This window comes from Massilia sp. DD77, from assembly GCF_036961685.1.
Classification (GTDB): domain Bacteria; phylum Pseudomonadota; class Gammaproteobacteria; order Burkholderiales; family Burkholderiaceae_D; genus Telluria.
On the sequence record NZ_JBAMDH010000035.1, the window covers coordinates 15,510 to 36,853 of the forward strand.

The 21,344-nt window shown below is 68.0% G+C and carries 16 protein-coding genes; 8 read left to right on the top strand and 8 right to left on the bottom strand.

Annotation, left to right across the window (positions count from 1 at the left end; all coding sequences use genetic code 11):
- Positions 1-152: 152 nt before the first annotated feature.
- Positions 153-2,627, top strand: a complete 2,475-nt coding sequence (locus tag V7778_RS19725; protein ID WP_335558381.1) for a hybrid sensor histidine kinase/response regulator — start codon at positions 153-155, stop codon at positions 2,625-2,627.
- Here V7778_RS19725 and V7778_RS19730 read toward each other — a convergent pair.
- The gene (locus tag V7778_RS19730; protein ID WP_335558382.1) at positions 2,611-3,573 is read right to left on the bottom strand and encodes an MBL fold metallo-hydrolase; all 963 of its coding nucleotides are present in this window, start codon (positions 3,571-3,573) and stop codon (positions 2,611-2,613) included. The two genes, V7778_RS19725 and V7778_RS19730, sit on opposite strands and share 17 nt — an antisense overlap.
- Before the next feature lie 200 nt (positions 3,574-3,773).
- On the opposite strand from V7778_RS19730, the gene V7778_RS19735 reads away from it, so the two are divergent.
- A complete protein-coding gene (locus V7778_RS19735) occupies positions 3,774-4,901 on the top strand; it encodes an HPP family protein (protein WP_335558384.1) in 1,128 nt (375 codons plus the stop codon).
- 93 nt (positions 4,902-4,994) lie between these two features.
- Here the strand turns inward: V7778_RS19735 and V7778_RS19740 are convergent, their stop codons facing one another.
- Positions 4,995-5,687: a UPF0149 family protein gene (locus V7778_RS19740; RefSeq protein WP_335558386.1), complete on the bottom strand. Its 693-nt coding sequence runs from the start codon at positions 5,685-5,687 to the stop codon at positions 4,995-4,997.
- 132 nt (positions 5,688-5,819) lie between these two features.
- Between V7778_RS19740 and V7778_RS19745 the strand changes: the two genes are divergently transcribed.
- On the top strand, positions 5,820-6,809 hold the full coding sequence (locus V7778_RS19745; RefSeq protein ID WP_442920740.1) for a serine/threonine protein kinase: 990 nt from the start codon (positions 5,820-5,822) through the stop codon (positions 6,807-6,809).
- Between the two features lie 221 nt (positions 6,810-7,030).
- On the top strand, positions 7,031-9,397 hold the full coding sequence (locus tag V7778_RS19750) for a hypothetical protein (RefSeq protein WP_335558390.1): 2,367 nt from the start codon (positions 7,031-7,033) through the stop codon (positions 9,395-9,397).
- Positions 9,398-9,608: 211 nt separating this feature from the next.
- Here V7778_RS19750 and V7778_RS19755 read toward each other — a convergent pair whose 3' ends face one another.
- Both V7778_RS19755 and V7778_RS19760 read right to left on the bottom strand, forming a co-directional pair.
- Positions 9,609-10,025 carry a hypothetical protein gene (locus tag V7778_RS19755; protein WP_335558391.1) on the bottom strand — a complete coding sequence of 139 codons (417 nt, stop codon included), beginning with the start codon at positions 10,023-10,025 and terminating at the stop codon, positions 9,609-9,611.
- Between the two features lie 104 nt (positions 10,026-10,129).
- Positions 10,130-11,191: a DUF475 domain-containing protein gene (locus tag V7778_RS19760; RefSeq protein WP_335558393.1), complete on the bottom strand. Its 1,062-nt coding sequence runs from the start codon at positions 11,189-11,191 to the stop codon at positions 10,130-10,132.
- 133 nt (positions 11,192-11,324) lie between these two features.
- Here V7778_RS19760 and V7778_RS19765 point away from each other — a divergent pair, with 133 nt between their 5' ends.
- The 4 genes from V7778_RS19765 (at position 11,325) to V7778_RS19780 (ending at position 16,856) form a co-directional block, all read left to right on the top strand.
- Positions 11,325-11,762, top strand: a complete 438-nt coding sequence (locus V7778_RS19765; RefSeq protein ID WP_335558395.1) for a divergent PAP2 family protein — start codon at positions 11,325-11,327, stop codon at positions 11,760-11,762.
- A 260-nt stretch (positions 11,763-12,022) separates the two neighbouring features.
- Positions 12,023-13,156 (top strand): efflux RND transporter periplasmic adaptor subunit, encoded by a 1,134-nt coding sequence (locus V7778_RS19770; RefSeq protein WP_335558397.1) that lies wholly within the window; start codon positions 12,023-12,025, stop codon positions 13,154-13,156.
- 4 nt (positions 13,157-13,160) lie between these two features.
- A complete protein-coding gene (locus V7778_RS19775) occupies positions 13,161-16,370 on the top strand; it encodes an efflux RND transporter permease subunit (protein ID WP_335558399.1) in 3,210 nt (1,069 codons plus the stop codon).
- A gap of 177 nt (positions 16,371-16,547) precedes the next feature.
- A complete protein-coding gene (locus V7778_RS19780; protein ID WP_335558400.1) occupies positions 16,548-16,856 on the top strand; it encodes a DUF1272 domain-containing protein in 309 nt (102 codons plus the stop codon).
- 435 nt (positions 16,857-17,291) lie between these two features.
- Here the strand turns inward: V7778_RS19780 and V7778_RS19785 are convergent, their stop codons facing one another.
- The 4 genes from V7778_RS19785 to V7778_RS19800 all read right to left on the bottom strand — a co-directional run bounded on the left by V7778_RS19785 (position 17,292) and on the right by V7778_RS19800 (position 21,183).
- A complete protein-coding gene (locus V7778_RS19785) occupies positions 17,292-17,687 on the bottom strand; it encodes a hypothetical protein (protein WP_335558402.1) in 396 nt (131 codons plus the stop codon).
- A gap of 245 nt (positions 17,688-17,932) precedes the next feature.
- The gene (locus tag V7778_RS19790; protein WP_335558404.1) at positions 17,933-18,874 is read right to left on the bottom strand and encodes an NAD(P)H-hydrate dehydratase; all 942 of its coding nucleotides are present in this window, start codon (positions 18,872-18,874) and stop codon (positions 17,933-17,935) included.
- A gap of 10 nt (positions 18,875-18,884) precedes the next feature.
- Complete coding sequence (locus V7778_RS19795) at positions 18,885-19,649, bottom strand: histidine phosphatase family protein (protein WP_335558406.1); 765 nt, start codon at positions 19,647-19,649, stop codon at positions 18,885-18,887.
- A gap of 133 nt (positions 19,650-19,782) precedes the next feature.
- Positions 19,783-21,183, bottom strand: coding sequence for an L-cystine transporter (locus V7778_RS19800; protein WP_335558407.1), 1,401 nt, complete (start codon positions 21,181-21,183; stop codon positions 19,783-19,785).
- Between the last annotated feature and the right edge of the window lie 161 nt (positions 21,184-21,344).

A 21,344-nucleotide genomic window follows, 5' to 3' on the forward strand; every position in this document is an offset into this window, starting at 1 on the left:
AATGGCATTGTTCCGCCCAAGTTCCGCCGCCCACCCGCGCCTCCTTCCCCCGCGAACCACCCCAACAAAATGCCGCAGCCTTAACGAAAAGGTATGCGACAATCCCCTGCATGGTCCCGTTCACGCACACCGGTCCCGGGGGGGACAGCCAGATGCCGGCCCTGCTGCGCCGCCACGACTGGCCCGCCACCGCCCTCGGTCCCACCGCCACCTGGCCGCCGGCCCTGAAGACCGCGGTCGACATGATGCTGCACTCGTCCTTCCCCATGTTCGTGGCCTGGGGACCCGAGCTCGTCTTCCTGTACAACGACGCCAACATTCCGCTGCTGGGCGAGCGCCACCCGGCCGTGCTGGGCGCGCGCCTCTCCGACGTGTGGCCGGAAGTCTGGCCCTACCTGGTGCCGATGGTCGACCGCGCCCTGTCCGGCAAGCCGGTCTACCACGAGGACATGGAACTGACCCTGCGCCGCCACGGCTACGCCGAGCGCGCCACCTTTACCTTTTCCTTCGCGCCCCTGCACGGCGCCGGCGGCGAGATCGCGGGCCTGTTCTGCACCTGCATGGAAACCACCAGCCGCGTGATGGCCGAACGCCGCGCCGCCTTCGAGCTGCGCGTGTCGGACGCGCTGCGCCCGCTGCTCCACCCCGAGGAAGTGATCGAGACGGCCAGCGGCCTGCTGGGACGCGAGCTGCGCGCCGCGCGCGTGCTGTACGCCGAGATGGACGACGCGCTGGGGCATTTCAGCGTGCCCCACCTGTGGAGCCAGGACGGCCGCACCCTCTCCGCGCGCCCGCGCTTCCAGCTGGCCGACTTCGGCCCCGCGATGGCCGCCGAGCTGCGCGCCGGCAGCGTGGTGCGCATCGACGACAGCGCGCGCGACGTGCGCACGGCGGGCTTTCGCAGCACCTATGTGAACGAACGCATCGGCGCGCTGCTGGCGGTCCCGCTGGTCAAGCGCGGCCGCCTGACCGCCTGCCTCGCCATCCACACCCCGCACCCGCGCCACTGGAGCGACCACGACGCCCGCCTGGCGCGCGACGTGGCCGAACGCACCTGGTCGGCCGCCGAGGCGGTGCGCGCCCAGGCCGAGCTGCGCCAGGAGCGCGACCGCAGCCGCTACATCTTCGATGCCATCGCCGAGGGGTTCGCCCTGTTCGACCGCCACTGGACCATCCTGCAGATGAACGCCGAAGGCCTGCGCATCTGCGGCATGGAGGCGGACCAGGTCATCGGCCGCAATCACTGGGAAATCTTCCCCGAGTCGCTCGACACCGAGGGCGGGCGCATGTACCGCGACGTGATGCGCAGCCGCAGCGCCGGCAGCGCCGAGTACTGCCGCGTGTTCCCGGGCGGGCGCCGGGTGTGGTCCGAGATCCGCGCCTATCCGACCCAGGACGGCGGCATCGCCTCCTTCTTCCGCGACATCACCGACCGCAAGCTGGCCGAGGACAAGCTGATGGAGGCCGACCGCCGCAAGGACGAATTCCTGGCCATGCTGGCGCACGAGCTGCGCAACCCGCTGGCGCCGATCAGCGCCGCCGCCGAGCTGCTCAAGCTGGGCGGCATGGACGAGGCCCGGGTGCAGCAGAGCAGCACCATCATCGGGCGCCAGGTGCGCCACATGACGCGCCTGGTGGACGACCTGCTCGACGTCTCGCGCGTGACGCGCGGCCTGATCACGCTGGCGCGGGTGGCGGTCGACGCGCGCGTGGTGGTCGACGAAGCGGTGGAGCAGGTGCGGCCCATGATCGATGCGCGCCGCCAGCAGCTGGCGGTGCGCCTGCCGCCGCACGGCGCCGTGGTCCTGGGCGACAAGGCGCGCCTGGTGCAGGTGGTGGCCAATGTGCTGGGCAACGCCAGCAAGTACACGCCGGAAGGGCGCCAGATCGACCTGCGTGCGGAATGCCTCGGCCCGCGCCTGGTGCTGTCGGTGCGCGACGAAGGCATCGGCATGGACCGCGAGCTCACCGGACGCGTATTCGACCTGTTCACCCAGGCCGAGCGTTCCTCCGACCGCTCGCAGGGCGGCCTGGGACTGGGCCTGGCCCTGGTCAAGCACCTGGTGGAGCTGCACGGCGGCACCGTGGGCTGCACCAGTCCGGGACTGGGCAAGGGCAGCACCTTCGTGATCACCCTGCCGCTCGAGCACGAGGCCCTGCTGCCCGAGGACTTGCCGGCGCTGGAGGCGCCGGAGGCGGCGGCGGCGGCGCGGCTGAAGGTGCTGGTGGTGGACGACAATGCCGACGCGGCCGAGATGCTCGGCATGCTGCTGGCCTCGCACGGCCACGAGGTGGTGATCGAGCATGACCCGCTGCGGGCGCTGGAGCGGGCGCGCGGCGTGCGCCCGGATGTCTGCCTGCTCGACATCGGCCTGCCCGGGATGGACGGCAAGGAACTGGCGCGGCGCCTGCGCGCCCAGCCTGAAACACGGGAAGCGCTGCTGGTGGCCGTGACCGGCTACGGCCAGCAGCAGGACCGCGAGGAGGCCCTCGCGGCGGGTTTCCAGCACCACCTGGTCAAGCCGGTCAACTTCGACCACCTGCTGGCGGTGCTGGACGATGCGCGCGCCGCGCCGCCTGTAGCGACGGCGACGGCGACGGCGGCCGATTTCAGCGCATCTGCGTGAAGTTCACCGGAATGAAGCGGTAGCCCTTGCCCTCGGTGGCCAGGTGGCCCAGGCCGGGGAACTGCAAATGGGCGCCGCCGATCAGGTAGCCGCCCTTGGCCGCGGCGTCGAAGGCTTTTTTACGCGCGGCCGCGGCGGCCTTCTGGTCGCTGTCGAAGGAAATCGTCACCTTCGGCTCGGCCATCTGCACCGCGGCCACGTGGATCAGGTCGCCGATCACCATCAGCTTCTGGCCCTTGCTCTCGACCATGTAGGTGGTGTGGCCCGGCGTGTGGGCGCCGGTGCCGAGCGCGTGGATGCCCGGCACCAGCTCGGTGTCGCCCTCGAAGGGCTTGAACTTGCCGGCCTTGGCATAGGGCTGGACCGCGGCCATCGCGGCCTGGAAACCGCCCTTGTCCTTGGCCTTGTCCATGTTCTCCTGGCTCAGCCAGTGGTCGGCCTCGTGCTTGTGGGCGCGCAGCACGGCGTTCGGGAACACGATCTGCGCGTTGTTCACCAGGCCGCCGATGTGGTCGCCGTGGAAGTGGGTGATGTAGATCTCGTCGACCTGTTCCGGGCTGTAGCCGGCGGCCTTCATGTTGGCGACCAGCCTGCCCAGGGTCGGGCCGAAGAAGCTGCCGGCGCCGGTGTCGATGAGGACCAGCTTGCTGCCGGTATTGACCAGGTAGGCATTGTCCGAAGTCTCGAGCGGGGTGGCCAGGTGCTGCTTGGCCAGGGTGGCCTTGGTCTTTTCCGGCTTGTCGGCCAGCAGTTGCTCGACCGGCAGGTCGACGGTGCCGTCGGACAGCGGGGTGATTTCGAAGTCGCCCAGCATGACCCGGTAATAGCCGGGGGCCGGGGTCTTGGCCATCGGCGCGGCGGCCAGGGCAGGGGTGGCGAAGCAGGCCGCAGTAACAGCGGCGGCGGCAGCGAGGGCGGTCACGGCGTGGCGTTGGAAGCGCATCATTTTCAGGGTCCTTGTGATGGTGGTGCATTCGGCGGAGCGTTGCATATCTTACATCATTGCATTGTCGGATGCATGCCTCGGCCTGCCTTTGCTTCAACCCAGGCGCACCACGGCGGAGCAGGGTGCACCGGCCTGGACAATCGTGCACTGTGATCGTGCGTGTGGTCTAATAGGAGTATTTTCCGTCCACCTTTTGCGCAATGCTGATCCACGTCGCTTCCCGCCTACGCCGTCGCCTGCCGCAACCGGTTTCCCTTCCGCCCACCGCGCAAGCCCGCGCCGCCTTTGGCGCCGTGGTCGGCCTGATGCTGTCGGGCCTGCTCAGCCAGATCGCGCTGGGCTGGGCCGCGCCGGGCGCCCACATCGCCTGGCTGGTGGCGCCTATGGCGGCCTCGGCCGTCCTCCTGTTCTGCGTGCCGGCCAGCCCGCTGGCCCAGCCCTGGTCTGTCATCGGCGGCAACGTGGTGTCGGCCCTGACCGGCGTCGCCTGCGCCCAGCTGGTGCCGGAGCCGATGGTGGCCGCGCCGCTGGCCGGCGGCCTGGCGATCGCGATGATGTTCCTGCTGCGCTGCCTGCATCCGCCCGGCGGCGCGGCGGCGATGACGGCCGTGCTGGGCGGGGACGCCGTGCGCGAGGCCGGCTTCGCTTTCGCGCTGGCGCCGGTGGGCTTGAACGCGGTGCTGCTGGTGGCGGCGGCCCTGGTCTACAACCGCCTGACCGGCGCCCACCATGCGCATGCGGCGGTCAAGCCGTCGGTGGTGGACGACGAAGACATCGACGCGGCGCTGGAACACTTCGGCGAGCCGCTCGACGTCAGCCGCGAAGACCTGGCGACCATCGTCCACGATGCCGAGCAGCACGCGGCCGAGCGCCGCGCGCGCGGCCTGCGCGCCGGCGACGTGAGCGTGGCGCCGGTGGCGCGCCTGGCCCCGGACCAGCCGCTGGCCAGCGCGCGCGAACAGCTGCTGCGGCACGGCGTGGCTGCGCTGCCGGTGGTGGATGGGGAAGGGCGGCTGCTCGGACTGCTGACCCAGGCCCAGCTGCTGCGCGCCGCGTCGGAAGCGGAAATGCGTTCGCTCGGTTCGCGCGCCAGGCTGGCGCTGGTGAGCCTGGCGGGCAGGCGCGAGGCGCAGCGGGTGGGCGACCTGATGACGGCGGGCGTGGCGATCGATGCCGCGCAGCCGGCCACCGAGGCGGCCGCGCTGGCGACCCGCCACGGGCTGGCGCGGGTGCCGGTGGTGGATGCGATGGGCAGGCTGGCGGGGATGACCGGGCCGGCGGAAGTGCTGGCGGCCCTGCATGGGGCGGTGATGGCAAGGGCCGCGTAGGCCGGGTCGTCGTTTACGACGACTCGAGCGGTAACGATCACCGGAGCGCCGGCCGCCGCGTCGGCGCGTGAATCAACACGCCGCCTTCGGACATCACGCGCTCTCGGCCCCGCAGCACTTCTTGTACTTCTTCCCGCTGCCGCAAGGGCAATCGTCGTTGCGTCCGACTTTCGGCTCCTCGCGGCGCACGGTTTCCACGCCCGGCTTGCGGCGCGGCGCCCACCAGCGGTGGATGGCCGGCAGGTTGGCCTCGATCTCCAGCGCCAGCTGGTGCGCCTTGGCGGGATCCTCGACTTCCGCCAGTTCCTCTTCCTCGATCTCGTCCGCGCCCAGCAGGTAGATTGGACGCATCAGCTCGCCCACCTCGGAATCCCAGATCTCGTTCCAGGAGCCGGGACGCAGTTCCATCCCTTCCCAGAAGCCCCAGCACCAGGCCTCGGCGTCGATCAGGGTCTTGCCCAGGTGTTCGTGTTCGCAGAACAGCGGCTCGAATTCCTTGGGCGCCACTTCGAAAGTGACCAGCACTTCGTTCATGAAGCGCATGATCAGGTTGACGATGCGTTCTTCCTCGCGGCCGTTCTTCCATTTCGGCGTGCTGGCGCCGTCCTCGCCCCAGACGCGCGGCAGCCACTCGGCCGGCATGATGGACTCGGGCCCGATCGCGATGGCGGTCAGGTAGCCGTGCAGGGTGTCCATCGTCATCGCGTCGTCGGAGCAACGGTCGGACAGGAGGAACTGGTCGAGTTCGTCGAATTCTTTTTCGGAGAGGGGCTGGTCGAGGTGCATGGAAAGACTCTTGTTGCGTTGAAGGCGCCAGTGTAACGCCTATGCCGCGCGCCGGCAGAAAAATCGTCGCGTGGACGCACGCCGGATTGTTGCACGCGATCCAGGGCGCCGCCTTACAATGCGGGCATGACCATGCCTCCTCCTGCAACCCATCCGTTCTCCCGTCTCGATCCCCAGCTTGTGCTGGAGGCGCTCGAGAGCGTCGGCCTGTACGGCGACGGCCGCCTGCTGGCGCTCAACAGCTACGAAAACCGCGTCTACCAGGTCGGGATGGAAGAGGGGCCGCCGGTGGTGGTGAAGTTCTACCGTCCGGAGCGCTGGAGCGACGCCGCGATCCTGGAAGAGCATGCTTTCGTGAGCGAGCTGGAAGCGCAGGAGGTGCCGGTGGTGCCGGCGCAGGCGATCGACGGGCGCAGCCTGCACGCATTCGCGGGCTTCCGCTTCGCCGTCTTCCCGCGCCGCGGCGGCCGCGCGCCCGAGCTGGACGACCCCGCGACCCTCGAATGGATCGGGCGCTTCATCGGCCGCATCCATGCGGTCGGCGCCGCCAGGCCCTTCGTGGAGCGGCCGGCGCTGGACCCGCAGACCTTCGGCCGTGCCCCCTACGATTATCTGCGCAGCCACGATTTCCTGCCGCCCGAGCTGCTGAAAACCTGGTCGAGCGTGGTCGAGCAGGCGCTCGAGGGCGTGGCGCGCTGCTACGAGCGGGCCGGGGAGCTGCCCCTGCTGCGTCTGCACGGGGACTGCCACGGCGGCAACGTGCTGTGGACCCCGGACGGCCCGCATTTCGTCGACTTCGACGACAGCCGCATGGGGCCGGCGGTGCAGGACCTGTGGATGCTCCTGTCGGGCGACCGCCAGGAAATGGTGCGCCAGATGAGCGACGTGCTGGCCGGCTACGAGGACTTCTGCGAATTCCACCCGCGCCAGCTCTACCTGGTGGAGGCGCTGCGCACCCTGCGCCTGATCCATTATTCGGCCTGGCTGGCCTCGCGCTGGGACGACCCGGCCTTCCCGGCGGCTTTCCCCTGGTTTAACACCCAGCGCTACTGGCAGGACCGCATCCTGGAGCTGCGCGAGCAGGTGGCGTTGATGGATGAGCCGCCGCTGTGGCCGGTGTAGCGCGCCTGACAAACCTCCATGGCTGCGTTGCACCGTCTTGGCGTACAGACGTACTGTCTTCGACGATGCGCCTTGCCCTGAAGCTTTGTCAGACGCGCTTGGTGTGATCTGAACAACGAGCTGAGCAGTAAACACCGTTCAGTTCCGCGTGGCACGCCGGCGCGATTTCCCGGATAATCGGCTGGAACCGTCCCGCTCCCGGGACCGCATCGAGAACGGCCATGGAACCCAAGCAACCCACCCCGTCGAAACCAGACGACACCGATTTCATGATCGACCTGTCGCACGCCGGCAGCGTGCTGCCGCCGGGCGACGAGCCTGCGGGCCAGCCGGCAGCGAAGCAGGGCGGACGCGCTCCACTGGAAATGCGCGAGATCCAGGAAGCCATCGCCCGCGTGGAGGCCGAGGCCAAGGCCAACGTCGCCGCCGAGAGCCGCGCCCACGCCGAGAACCGCGCCCGCTCGCTGGCCGAGGAGCGCGCCGCGATGGATGCGGCCGCCGCGTCCGCGGCCCTGGCCAATGCCCAGGCTTCCGAGGACGCGATCGCCGCCAACCGCGACCGCCTGGAGTCCTTGCGCGCCGCCGCCCAGGCGTCCGCCGAACGGCTGGAAGCCATCCGCAACGAGACCGCCGAGCTGCGCGCGCGGGTCAAGACCGAAACCGACATCCGCATCGCGGCCGAGGCGCGCGCCCGTTCCGAAGAGGAAGTGCGGCGCCGCGCCACCGCGCAAATCGAAGCCCAGACCGAAATGGCGGCCAAGGCGGCGCGCGCCGCCGACGAGTTGCTGGTCCAGACCGAACAGGCGCGTCTGCAGGCGGCCGAGCGCATGGCGGCGGTCGAGGCGGCCAAGGAAGAAGTCCTGCACAACGCCAGCGCCGACGCGCGCGTGGCGATCCTGGCGCGCGAGCGCGAGCGGGCCGAGAAGGCGGCGCGCGCTACTTCCGAGAAGCTGGCCGAAGCCGAGGCCGAGGCCCTGGAGCTGGCCCTGCAGCGCGAGCGCGCCGACCAGGTGGCGCTGGCCTCCGCCTTCCAGCGCGCCGCGGCCGAAGCGCGCGCCCTGGAAGAGGCGCGCGCACTCGCCCACATCGAACAGGAACGCGAGGCGATCGCGCTGGCCCAGGCCGAGTCCGAGCGCGTGGCGGCGCAGTCGCTGCGCATGCGCCTGGAGACCGAGAAGGAATTGCGCGACGCCGCTACCCACCGCGAGCGGCTGGAGCAGCGCGCCGCGGCCGGCGCCGAAGCGCGGCGCGAGGCCGAGACCCGCATCCTGGCGGCGACCGAGGCGCGCATCGAGGCCGACCGCAAGCTGCGCGAGGTGGCGGCGGAACGCGCCCGCGCCGAGGAGGAAGCGAGCCAGCAGGTGCAGGCGCGCCTGGAGGCCGAGGCGGTGGCGGCCCAGCACGCGCGCGAACGTGCGGCTGCCGACGAAGCGGCGGCGCAGGCGGCGCAGCGCCAGGTGGAGGAAGAACAGCGCCAGCGTGTGCTGGCCGAGCAACGCGCCGCCCAGGCGAATGCCGAGGCCGAGGCGAAGGCGGCGGAGAACGCGGCCGAGCAGGCGGTGCTGAATGCCGCGGCCGCCCAGGTCGAGGCCCAGCGCCAGGTGGCCCAGGCCGCCGTGCGCCGCGCCGAGGAAGCGGAGCGCCTGGCCGAGGCCGAGCGCGAGCGCGCCCTGGCCGAGGAAGCGGCCCTGGCCCGCACACAAGAGAAACTGGCCGCAGAACGCGAACTGGCCGCGGCCGCCCAGGCCCGCATGCAGGCCGAGGAAAGCGCCGCGGCCCAGCTGCGCGCCCAGCTCGAGGCCGAGCAGCGCTTGGCGGCCACCCAGCGCGCATCGTGGGACGCTCAGCAGGAACAGGCGCGCGCGGCGATCGAGGAAGCGGAACAGGCCGAGGCCGCTGCCGCCGCCCAGCAAGCCCATGCGCGCCGCGCCGTGGAGCTGGCCCAGGTGCAGGCCGAGCGCGCCGAGGTGGAACGCCGCCAGCTGGCGGTCACCGAAGAGGCGATCGCGGCCGAACGCGCCGCCACCCAGGCCGCGCGCGAGTCGCTGGCCCTGGTCGAGCGCAAGCTGGCCGCCCAGCGCCAGCAGGCGGCCGCCGACACCCGCGCCAACGAGGCGGCGGCAGCGCGGCTGGCCTCCGAACATGCCGCGGCCCAGGCCGCGCAAGCGCGCGCGGCGGCCGAGGAAGAGCAGGCCCGCCTGGCGCGCGAGCGCGAGCTGGCCGAACAGGCGGCTGTCCAGGCGGCGGTCGAGAAGCGCGAAGCCCAGCGCGCCCTGCTGGAGCACGCCCAGGCGCACGCCGAGATGCAGCGCAAGGCGGCCCAGGCGACCCGTCAGATGGCTGACGCGCGCAAGCATTTGCTGAATCTGGAAAGCAGGCACCAGGAAGAACAGGCGGCCGAACTGGCCGCGACCCAGCGCACGATCGGCGAGCACAAGCAGGAGGCGTCCTACCGCTCGGTGTCGGCCGACCTGACGCGCGAGGTACTGGGCAGGCTGAAGCAGCCGTCGGCGGGTTCGTCGGCGGCGGAAGCGGCGACGCGGCTGGCGGAGGCGATTCTGCAGCAGCGGAGCAAGGATGATCGGTAGGCCAAGGCGCTAGCCGAAAGACTGTCGAGCGCCTGTTTCAGCCGATAGCTCAAAGACCGTCATTCCGGCGTAGGCCGGAACCCAGGTTTGCTTGAGCAGCGGCTACGCTTGAAGTCAGTGGTGGGCGTACAACTTGAATTCCGACCTTCGCCGGAATGGCGGTTTTAAGGTTAGCAGCAATGTGTCATGCAGGCTGTCTGCATGCAGGTATTCACATCCCCGCCGGCGCATCGCTCGGCGCCACCGGATTCACCGGCCCCGTCGCCACCTTCTCCACGTAGTACTCGGTCTCGCCAAAGCAGCTGGTCGGCACGCCCTTGTGCTGCTCGTAGGTGATCTGCACACGCTGTCCCATGCTCGATTGCAGTTGCTTGACCAGGCTCTCGTCGCGCACCGTGAAGGCGAAGCGTTCCGGAATCGCGCCCGGCATGCTCGACAGCAGGATCTCGCCTTCCCAGGTCTTGCACAGCCAGCCCTTCTTCGAGAATTTCTGCAGGTAGCCCGCCCGTTCGCCCTCCGAATACGACCAGCTCAGGGTGAACCAGGTATACACCGCGAACAGCACCAGCACGGTGGCGATGGCGGACAGCAGGAGGGCGAGGGCGCGCTTGGGCATGGTTGTGGGCATTGAGTATCGAACGTTGTCAGGATGGCAGCGCCATTCTGCCACGGCTCGGCCGCCAAGCCAAATCGGCTATGTATCAGCCGCTGTATTAGCCTCGCTGTATTAGTCTATGTATCGGCAAGTTCGGGCTGCTTGTGTTGCTTCGCCTCCAACCGCCGCCGGTAGCGCACCGACGACCAGACCGACACCAGGATGAAGGCCAGCCCGGACAGGCCCGTGAACCACTCGGGGATGTGATAGTGGACGCTGGCGAACATGATCAGGGCCAGGATGCCGATCGCATAGTGCGCGCCATGCTCCAGGAACACGAATTCCTGCAGGGTGCCCTTGTAGACCAGGAACACCGTCATCGAGCGCACGAACATGGCGCCGATCGCCAGGCCCAGCATGATGATGACCACGTCGTTGGTGATGGCGAAGGCGCCGATCACGCCGTCGAAGCTGAACGAGGCGTCCAGCACTTCCAGGTAAAGGAAACCGCCGATGCTGCCCTGGGAAATCATGGCGCCGACGGTCGGGTCTTCTTCCTCGTGCTCGAGCAGGCCGCTGAGCCACTGGACGCCGATGTAGATCAGGACCCCGACCACCCCCGCGATCAGCACCGACAGCTTGCGTGCGGGCGGCATCAGGCTCATGGCGAAGAACACCCCCAGCAGGGTGATCATCACCGCCAGTCCCTCGGTGCCGTATTTACCGACCTTTTCCTCGATCCAGCCGAGCCAATGCAGCTCCTTTTCCTCGTCGAACAGGAAGTTCAGGAAGACCAGGGCCAGGAAGGCGCCGCCGAAGGCCGCCACTTCGGCGTGGCGCTCGGTCAGGTGGCGCGAATACTCGAGCGGGGTGTTGATCGCCATGTGCCAGACGTCCACCAGCCCCAGGCCGGTCGCCACCGCCACGATCACCAGGGGGAAGAGCAGGCGCATGCCGAACACGGCCACCAGGATGCCGACAGTCAGGAACAGCTTGCGCCAGAACTCGTTCCAGTGGCGCAGGACGGAGGCGTTGACCACGGCGTTGTCGAAAGAAAGCGACACTTCCAGCACGCCCAGCACCGCGGTGATCCACAAGGCCTGGAACATGCCCGCCACGCCCCTGTGCTCATAGCCCCACCAGCCCGCCAGGGCCATCAGGACCACGGTAACCGCGATGGACAACCGGAAATGCCGCATACCGCCCCCTTGCTTGTCTTGGTCGAGTGGAGGAATATTACCGCTCTGGACACAGCGGGGGCGCATCGGAAGGTCCCCGGAGAGGCATGCTTCTGAGATAATTCCGCCCGGCATTTCTCTTATTAGGCACTCTATGGAATTTATCTACCTCGTGACCCCGGTCCTGACCTGGATGATGGTCGGCCCGATCAAGTTTCTCATTACCAGCGTGCGCCAGCGCCGCTGGGCATTCAATCTGGTCGGCAACGGGGGCTTTCCAAGCAACCACAGTGCCGTCGTGACCAGCATGGCCACCCTGATCGCCCTGCGCGAGGGGATGGGCCATCCTGCGTTCGGGGTCGCCGTGACCCTGGCCTTCATCGTGATGATCGATGCGAACAGCCTGCGCCAGCACGTCGGGCGCCATGCGGTCACCCTGAACCGCCTGCATGACGGCAAGGACGACTACGTCATCCTGCGCGAGCGCATGGGCCATACCCTGGTCGAGATCGCCGGCGGCATCGTGACCGGCATCGGCATGGGCTTCCTGATCAATGCGGTCCTGGGTGGACCGGCCGCCGGGGCCTTCTAAGGACCCTTCCTGAGGAGACAGGGGCGGGGAGGGTGGCCGGCGGACGTCCGGCCGTCCGCAATCCGTCCGCAAAAGGGGACGCTTCAGCCGGGTTGGAATGCAGCTCATCGCCAAAAAACGCATTTCATCCCACGAATTCCGCAAGTCGCAGATTCGTCTATTGAGTTCGGGCGGCCCCTACTGAATACTGCGCACTGGCCGTATCTATTCGTATTTTTAAAAAAACAAGCTTACCGAGTCCATTTCCGGAGAACACCAACATGCTGCGCAAACCACTACTCGTTCTAGCCATCGCCTCGGCCCTCGTCGCCTGCGGCAAGGAACCCGCCAAGGGCCCCGGCGCCGAGGCGAAGGACAACAAGCCCACGCAGCTGACCGTGGCCCCGGAAGACGTGCTGACCGTGCAGACCGACTCGATTTCCTCGGGACCGGTCGTCACCGGTTCGATCCAGCCGGAACGCCGCGCCGACCTGCGCGCCGAAGTCTCGGCCATCGTGCTGCAGGTCCTGAAAGAGAACGGCGAGCCGGTCAAGCGCGGCGACGTGCTGGTGCGCCTGGACGAGACCTCGATCCGCGACACCCTGATGTCGGCCGAGGAAGCCCAGCGCGCCGCCAACCTGTCGCTGGAACAGGCCAACCGCCAGCTCGAGCGCCTCAAGACCCTGCGCGCCTCGGGCATGACCTCGGTGAAGGCCCTGGACGACGCCGAGATGGCGCGCAACAACGCCCTGAGCGAGCTGTCGGCCGCCAAGAGCCGCGTCGCCACCGCGCGCCAGCAGCTGGGCCGCACCGTGGTGCGCGCCCCGTTCGACGGTATCGTGTCCGACCGCAAGGTATCGAACGGCGACACCGCGAACATCGGCAAGGAACTGGTCAAGGTCATCGACCCGAACAGCATGCGTTTCGAGGCCCGTGTCTCGGCCGATTCGATCGCCACCGTCAAGGTCGGCCAGAAGGTCAACTTCCGCGTCAACGGCTATGGCGACCAGCAGTTCGCCGGCATCGTCAAGCGCATCGATCCGGCCGCCAACGCAGTGACCCGCCAGGTCGAGGTGCTGGTCGAGTTCGCCGACAAGGTCCAGCCGAAAGTGGCCGGCCTGTACGCCGAAGGCCGTGTCGATGCCGTCTCGAGCAACGCCCTGATGCTGCCGGAAGCCGCGCTGGTGAAAGCGGGCGACAAGGCCTACACCTGGCGCGTCAAAGGCAAGACCTTGAACAAGATCGACGTCGTGCTCGGCGCGCGCGACCAGCGTAGCGGCAACATCGAAGTCAAGCAGGGCCTGGCCGCCGGCGACGTCGTGCTGCGCGCACCGACCTCGAACCTGAAGGACGGCCAGAAAGTCGACATGCCAGCCGCGCGCGTCGCCAGCGCCGCCCCGGTACAAGGAAAATAACAACATGTTCCTCTCCAACTTCAGCGTCAAGAACCCCGTTGCCACGGTCGTCCTGATCGTGACAATGATGGCCTTCGGCCTGCTCGCCATGTCGAAGCTCAAGGTCAACCAGAACCCGGACGTCGAAATCCCGGTCATCGTGGTCGATATCCCGTATCCGGGCGCGTCGCCGGAAACCTCCGAGCGCGAGATCACCAACCGCCTGGAAAAGCAGATGCTGGCGATCCAGGGCGTGACCGAAGTCAATTCCAACTCGTATGAGGGTGGCGCCACCATCTGGATGGAATTCGACTTCGACCGCAACCTGATCGAAGCCTCGGACGACGTGCGCAATGCCATCGCGGCGGTGCGCTACAAGCTGCCGGTCGAAATGCGCGAGCCGATCCTGCGCCGCGTCGATCCGGCGTCCGAGCCGGTGATGTCGCTGGCCCTGTCTTCCAGCATCCAGAGCCACGCCGAGATCTCGCGCTATGCCGAGGACGTCCTGGCCGACAAGTTCCGCGCCATCGATGGCGTCTCGACCGTCAACGTGAACGGCGCCTTGCGCCGCGAGCTGTCGGTCCTGCTGCGCGCCGAAAAGCTGCGCGAGTTCAACGTCTCGGTCTCGGACGTGACCAATGCCTTGCGCACCCAGAATACCAATGCGCCGGTGGGCAAGCTGCGCAGCGAGCTGGACGAGAAGGGCATCCGCCTGGTCGGCCGCATCGAGCGTCCGGAAGACTTCTCGCAAGTCGTGGTCAAGCGCAACGGCGACCAGATCGTGCGCCTGAACCAGGTGGCCGAGATCCGCGACGGCTTTGCCGACATCAACAGCCTGTCCATGCGCAGCGGCAAGCCGAACGTCGGCCTGCAGGTCTCGCGTTCGCGTGACGCCTCGACCGTGTCGCTGGCCAAGAAAGTGCACGAAGTCGTCAAGGAAGCTAACAAGGAACTGCCTGAAGGCACCAAGCTGGAAGTGGTGCGCGATGGCGGCGACGATGCCCAGAGCAGCCTGAACAACGTCATCGAAGCCCTCGTGCTGGGAGCGATGCTGACCATCTTCGTGGTCTACGCTTTCCTGAACTCCTGGCGTTCGACCCTGATCACCGCGCTGTCGCTGCCGACCTCGGTGCTGGCGGCCTTCATCGCCGTGTGGCTGTGCGGCTTCACCCTGAACTTCATGACCCTGCTCGGCCTGTCGCTGGCGATCGGCGTGCTGATCGACGATGCGATCGTGGTGCGGGAAAACATCGTACGCCACATGGAGCTCGGCTCCGACCGCCGTACCGCGGCCCTCGAAGGCACCGCCGAGATCGGCATGGCCGTGGCCGCGACCACCTTCTCGATCATGGCCGTGTTCATCCCGGTGGCCTTCATGCCGGGCATCTCGGGCGAATGGTTCGCTCCCTTCGCGCTGACCGTGACCTGCTCGGTGATCGTGTCGCTGTTCATCTCCTTCACCCTCGACCCCATGCTGTCGGCCTACTGGGGCGACCCGGTCGGCCACCACGCCGCGCCCAAGAAGGGCATCGGCAAGGCGCTGGACCGCTTCAACCACTGGTTCGACCACCAGGCCGACCGCTACGGCAACGTGATTGCCTGGGCCCTGCACCACCGCAAGTGGATGGCCGCCATTGCCGTCGCCAGCTTCGTCGGCGCGATCGGCCTGCACATGGCATTCGGCGGCTCGAGCTTCCTGCCGAAGTCGGACCACGGCACCATCATGGTCGAGATCCGTACCCCGGCCTCGTCGAGTGTGGAGTACTCGCGCCGCAAGGTCGAAGCGGCGGCCGAGCTGGCCCGTTCGATCCCGGAAACCAAGGACACCAACAGCAACGTCAACCTGAACGGCGGCCGCATCTACGTCGACATCGGCAAGCGCAGCACCCGCAAGCGTGGCGCCTCCGAGATCGCCGCCGAACTGCGCCAGAAAGTCAGCCGCCTGGTGGGCGCCGAATACGTCGTCATCGACGACCTGAACGGCGGCGGCAAGCCGGTCCAGATCGAGTTCACCGGCCCGGATTCGCGCAAGCTGATGGAGCTGACCAACGCCTACATGGACCGCCTGCGCGCCGAGGTGCCGGGCGCGGTCGACGTGACCCTGTCGGAGCAGGATCCGAAGAACGAGCTGCAGATCGTGCTCGACCGCGGCCTGGCCAACGCCATGGGCATCTCGATCAACGACGCCGCCCAGTCGCTGCGCGTGGCCTTTGCCGGTATCGAAGTCGGCGACTGGGTCGACCCGAGCAGCGAGACCCGCGACGTGGCCGTGCGCCTGCATCCGGAAGACCGTGTCAACACCGAGAACATCGAGCGCCTGCCGATCGCCGTCAACGGCACCGGCATGATGGTCCCGCTGGAGCAGATCGCCACCATCACCATGGGCAAGGGCCCGTCGGGCATCCGCCACAAGGACGGCGAGCGCATGATTACCGTGTCCGCCAACGCCCAGGGCCGTTCGGCCGGCGAAGTGACCTCGGACGCCATGAAACTGGCGAAGAGCTTCGACTTCCCGCCGGGCTATGGCCTGTCGCTGGGCGGCGCCGGTGAAGACCAGCAGGAAGTGTTCACCGAAATGGGCATCGCCCTGATCTCGGGTATTGGCCTGATGTACCTGATCCTGGTGATGCAGTTCGGCTCCTTCACCGCACCGATGGGCGTGATGCTGTCCCTGCCGCTGTCCCTGATCGGCGTGGTGCTGGCGCTGCTGCTGACCAAGAACACCCTCAACCTGATGAGCCTGATCGGCGTCATCATGCTGATGGGCCTGGTCGCCAAGAACGCGATCCTGCTGCTGGACGCCGCCCGTGCCCTGGAACGCGAAGGCATGGACCGCGAGGATGCGCTGATGGCCGCCGGCCGCAAGCGCCTGCGTCCGATCCTGATGACGACCTTCGCGCTGATCGCAGGCATGCTGCCGGTGGCGCTGGCCCTGGGCGACGCCGGCCAGTTCTACCAGCCGCTGGCCATCGCGATCATCGGCGGCACCATCACTTCGACCTTCCTGACCCTGCTGGTCGTGCCGACCTTCTATGACAGCATCGAGATCGCCCGCGACCGCATGCTGGCCAAGTTCGGTCGCCGCGCCGAGAAGATGAACCCGGCGCTGGCGTTCCTGATGACCTTTGTCGAAGCGATCCTGGCGCTGACCATGGTGCGTTTCGTATTCCGCCTGATCATGCGCGGCGTCGGCCTGCTGACGGGCCGCGGCCGCGGCACGCCGCAGCCGGTATAAGGACGGGGTGGGCGCCGCATGCGCCCGCCGCCAGGAAGCACGACGGCCGGCATGTCGCCGGCCGTTTTTTTTTGCCTGTCGACCACGACAGATCAACGAAGCCTAGGGCAGGCGGCGCGGCCGCCCGCTCCACGGACATGGCCGCTTGTCGCGCGCCGCCTTGAAAGGACGGATCACATGCTCGAGCTGCGACCCAATTGCGAACACTGCAACCAATCCCTCCCTCCCGATGCGCTCGATGCCCGCATCTGCTCCTTCGAATGCACGTTCTGCGCTGGCTGTGCCGAAGGACTGCTGGGCGGCGTCTGTCCGAACTGCGGCGGCGGCTTCGTGCCGCGCCCGGTACGCCCCAGCCGCGACTGGAAGAACGGAAATTACCTCGGTAAATATCCGGCCCGGACCGAACCAAAGCTGCGTCCGGTCGACCTGGCGGCGCATGCCGCGCTGGTCGAAGCGGTTCGCGGCATTCCGCCGGAAGAGCGCTGACCCTGTCCCGGCAGGGTCTTGACGCGGCCAGGCGCCACGAGGCCCGCGTGGCGGCAGAAAGCGAGGTGCGCGGATGAGTGGGAAGTCGGTGATGTGCCGTGAGGGGAGCTTGCTGAAACGGGATATGCCGAGGCGGGATGTACCGGGGCGGGATGTACCGAGGCGGGATGTACTGAGGCGGGATGTACTAAGGCGGAATCTACCGAGGCGGAATGGATTAGGGCAGGGAGCCAGGCGCAGGACGCAGCGGGATAGCGCTGCCCGTGCGACGGGTTGCGACCGAACGCGAGCACGGAATACCGCGCAAGACGGCTCAAGGCCAGCCCTGCCGGGCTGGCGATCACCCTCTCGCGAGGCTCAGACTACAAGCAACTGAACGCGACGCTGCACAGGGCCCGCGATTGCGGGCCCTGCTCCTTGTCGGCGTCCAGCGGCTTAGCCGCCGGTGGTCGGCGGCGGGGTGGTGCCGGTGCCGGTGGTGCCGGTGGTGCCCGAGGTGCCCGACGTGCCGGTACCGGTGCCGGTGGCCGGTGGTGTCGTCATGTCGGCTGGCGGGTTGGTGGTGGTGCCGGTTGCCGGATCGGTCGTGGTCGGCGGCGTGGTGGTGGTGCCGGTGCCCATGTCGCCGGTGGTGCCGGTGGTGCCGGTGCCGGTTGCGCCCGTGCCGGTGTCACCCGTGGTGCCGGCGGTGCCCGAGGTCGAGCTCGGAGCGGTGGCCGAGGTATCGCCAGTGGTGGTGGTGGCCGGTTCATCCTTCTTGCAAGCACCCAGCATGGTTGCCAGGATGGCCGCAGTCAGAAGGATTTTTGGTGCCTTGGTCATTGCTTTCATTGTTTATACTCCTCGTTCACGTCTATCGTGTGCCGAAGCCTCCAGGTGAGGCGCTGGAGGGTCAACGGCGCCAGTTCAGTTCCTCCATGGGTCCAGGACCCCGTGGAACCATCAGGGAACCGACGCAATACGCGGCCCCGACAAGTGCCCGAATCCGACGGTGAGAATTAGACTGGCAGCCTGGCCGCCAGTTCGTCGGATCGCGCACCTGTGTTCTTTCCGCGGTGAGGCATGCGGAAATCCTGTCAAGCCGGCGCCTGTGCGCCAAGCTGTTCCAATAAGCCGGGAATTTCCTGAGAAATTTCCCGCGCTAAATAACCTAAGGTGCCCAGCCGCTCGGCCAGGCGGTCGCCGGCGCGGGCATGCAGCGCCACAGCCCAGCAGGTGGCCTGGGCCAGCGGCGCGCCGCGCGCCGCCAGGCCGGCGACAATGCCGGCCAGCACGTCGCCGGAACCCGATATGGCCAGCCCGATATTGCCCGCTCCCTCGTGCTGCCACAGCACGCCGTCGGGCGCGGCGATGACGGTGCGCGCGCCCTTGAGCGCCACCACGGCATTCCATTCGCGCGCGCAGGCCAGCGCCAGCGGATCGGGCTGGGCCACGATGTCGGCCTTGCCGACGCCGGTCAGGTGCGCCATCTCGCCCGCATGCGGCGTCAGCGCGACCGGCCGCTCGAAGCGGAAGGGCATGCCGGCCGGCCAGTTGCGCGGCGGATGGCGCAGCGCCCCCATGGCGCAGGCGTCGAGCACCACGCTGGTTCCCGTCGCGTCCAGGCGCGGCAGCAGCGCATGCACCAGCGCGGCCGTGGCCGCTTCGTCGCGCATGCCGGGGCCGATCAGGACGGCGTCGACGCGCTCGGCCAGCGGATCGAGGCTGTCCAGAGCGTCCAGACTGAAGCCGTCGCTCGCGTGCTCGAGCAGGCCGATCACGCGCGCCTCGGGCATGGCCAGGGCCACCAGCTGGGCCACGCTGGCGCCGGTGGCGACGGTGAGCTTGCCGGCGCCGGCGCGCAGGGCGGCGGTGGCCGCCAGGATGATGGCGCCCGGCATTTCGCTCGAGCCGCCGACGATCAGCACATGGCCGCGCAATTCCTTGTCGCCGTCGGCGGACGGCCAGGGCAGGGGCCAGCCCGCCAGCAAGGCAGCGTCGACGTCGTGCACGGCAGTGGCGCGGATGCTCGATTCCATGGCGGTGGCCTTATGCCTTCGGTGCGGCCGGCAGGTCCTTGCCCGCGGTGACCGGCGTCCCGGTGGCCTCCAGCGGGGCGATGAAGTTGAGCAGGTTCAGCGCGAGGTCGCCGCGCTTGCCCAGCGTAGGATCGAAGCGGTAGGAAGTGACCGAGCAGTTCGGCACGTCGCCGGCACGGTCGAATTCCAGGATGGTGGCTTCGTCGAGGTGTTCGAACAGGTAACGGAAGCAATTGACCGTGACCTGGTGAGCGACGATCAGGACGCGTTCGCGGCAGAACTCTCGCTCGAGCGTGTCCATCACGCTGCGCAGCCGCAGGATGACGTCGCACCAGCTCTCGCCGCCCGGCGGGCGGAAGTAGAACTTGCCGACGTGGCGGCGCTGTTCGTAGAGCTCGGGATGGTGGTGGGCGATGCCGTGCGTGGTCAGGCGGTCGAGGATGCCGAATTCCTTTTCACGCAGGCGCTCGTCGGCCTGCACCGCGAGCAGTTCGCTGCGGTCGAGGCGCTGCATGAGGATATCGGCGGTTTCGCGCGCGCGCCGATAGGGCGAATGCAGCACCGCGTTGGGCCGCTCGCCTTCGGGCAGCGCGGCGAACCACGAGGCCAGCGCTTCGGATTGGCGCATGCCGAGCTCGGACAGGGGCACGTCGACGTCGCGGTCGGCGATGTCGATATGATGACCGGCAGCCGCTTCCGCGATATCACGCGCGACGTTGCCGGCGCTCTGCCCATGCCTGACAAGCCAGATTTCCTGCGGCCACTTCTGCTCCATTACCCGCCCGTCGTTGATATTGACATGGCGTCATCATAGACGGATTCTGCGGCGGTTTAGCGCACGATTGCACCCCTTCCGGACTGGCTCTTCGCCCTGTCGGCAGGCTCTTACAAGGCCTTTCCGCGGAGCTTCAGACCGCTTGTTCTTCGCTGTCCAGATTGATTTCCGCGTCGCTATGAAACACCCGCATGTCGGTCTCGCCGAGCACGCGGCTGGTGACCGTGCCGGCCGCGATCGAGCCGCTCACGTTGAGCGCGGTGCGGCCCATGTCGATCAGCGGTTCGACCGAGATCAGGAGGCCCGCGAGGGCCACCGGCAGGTCCATCGCCGACAGCACGATCAGGGCCGCGAAGGTGGCGCCGCCGCCCACGCCGGCCACGCCGATCGAGCCGAAGGCCACGATGGCCAGCAGCGGCAGCAGGAAGCTGGCGCTCATCGGGTCGATGCCGACCGTGGGCGCGATCATCACCGCCAGCATGGCCGGGTAGATGCCGGCGCAGCCGTTCTGGCCGATGGTGGCGCCGAAGGAAGCCGCGAAGTTGGCGATGCCTTCCGGGGTGCCCAGGCGCGCGGTCTGGGTCGCCACGCTCATCGGGATCGAGCCGGCGCTGGTGCGCGAGGTGAAGGCAAAGGCCAGCACCGGAAAGATCTTGCCGGCGTAGCGCACCGGATTCAGCCCGGCCGCGCCCACCATCAGCAGATGCACGCAGAACATCAGCGCCAGCGCGCAGTAGGAGGCGGCGACAAAGCCCAGCAGGTTGAGGATGTCCTGCAGGCTGGAGCCGGCCACCACCTTGGCCATCAGGGCGAACACGCCGAACGGGGTCAGGCGCAGCACCAGGGTCACCATGCGCATCACGATCACATGGGCCACGTGCACGAAGTGGCTGAAGGATTCGAATACCTCCGGCTTCTTGCCGGCGATGCCGGTGGCCGAGATGCCGATGAAGATCGAGAACACGACCACGGCGATAGTCGAGGTCTTGCGCGCGCCTGTCATGTCAAGGAAGGGATTGGCGGGAATGAACGACAGGATCATGCTCGGCAGCGAGATGTCCTTGGCGGCCGCCAGGTTGCCCTGCAGGTATTCGCCGCGCGCCACTTCGGCCGCGGAAGTGGTCAAGCCCACCGCGCTCAGGCCGAACAGCTTGGCCATCAGGATGCCGATCACGGCCGCGATGACGGTCGTCGCGAGCAGGATGCCGATGGTGAGCGTACTGATGCTGCCGAGCGAGGCCGTGGTGCGCAGTTTCATGATGGCTTGCACGATCGAGACCATGATCAGGGGGATCACGATCATCTGCAGCAGCTTGACGTAGCCGCTGCCCAGCACGTCCAGCCAGGCGTTGGTGGCCGCCACCTCGGGCGAGCCCGCACCATAGACCGCCTGAAGGCCCGCGCCCAGCACCACGCCCAGGCCGAGGCCCGCCAGTACCCGTTTGGTAAAGGACACGTGGCCGCTCTGCATGCGCCACAGCAGGACGCAGACGGCGAGGGCGATGGCCAGGTTCAGGATCAGCGGAAGGTTCATGGGGCCTCAGGAGAAAGTTACTGCATTGCTACAAATCGATCGCAGCATTCTATAGGCAAACTGGCATCGACGCTCCTCACCCGGCCGATATTTGCACCGCCCTGGTGCAAGACTGCTTGAAGCCTAAAGCCTGTGTTGCAGTGCAGCGACGGCGGCGCATG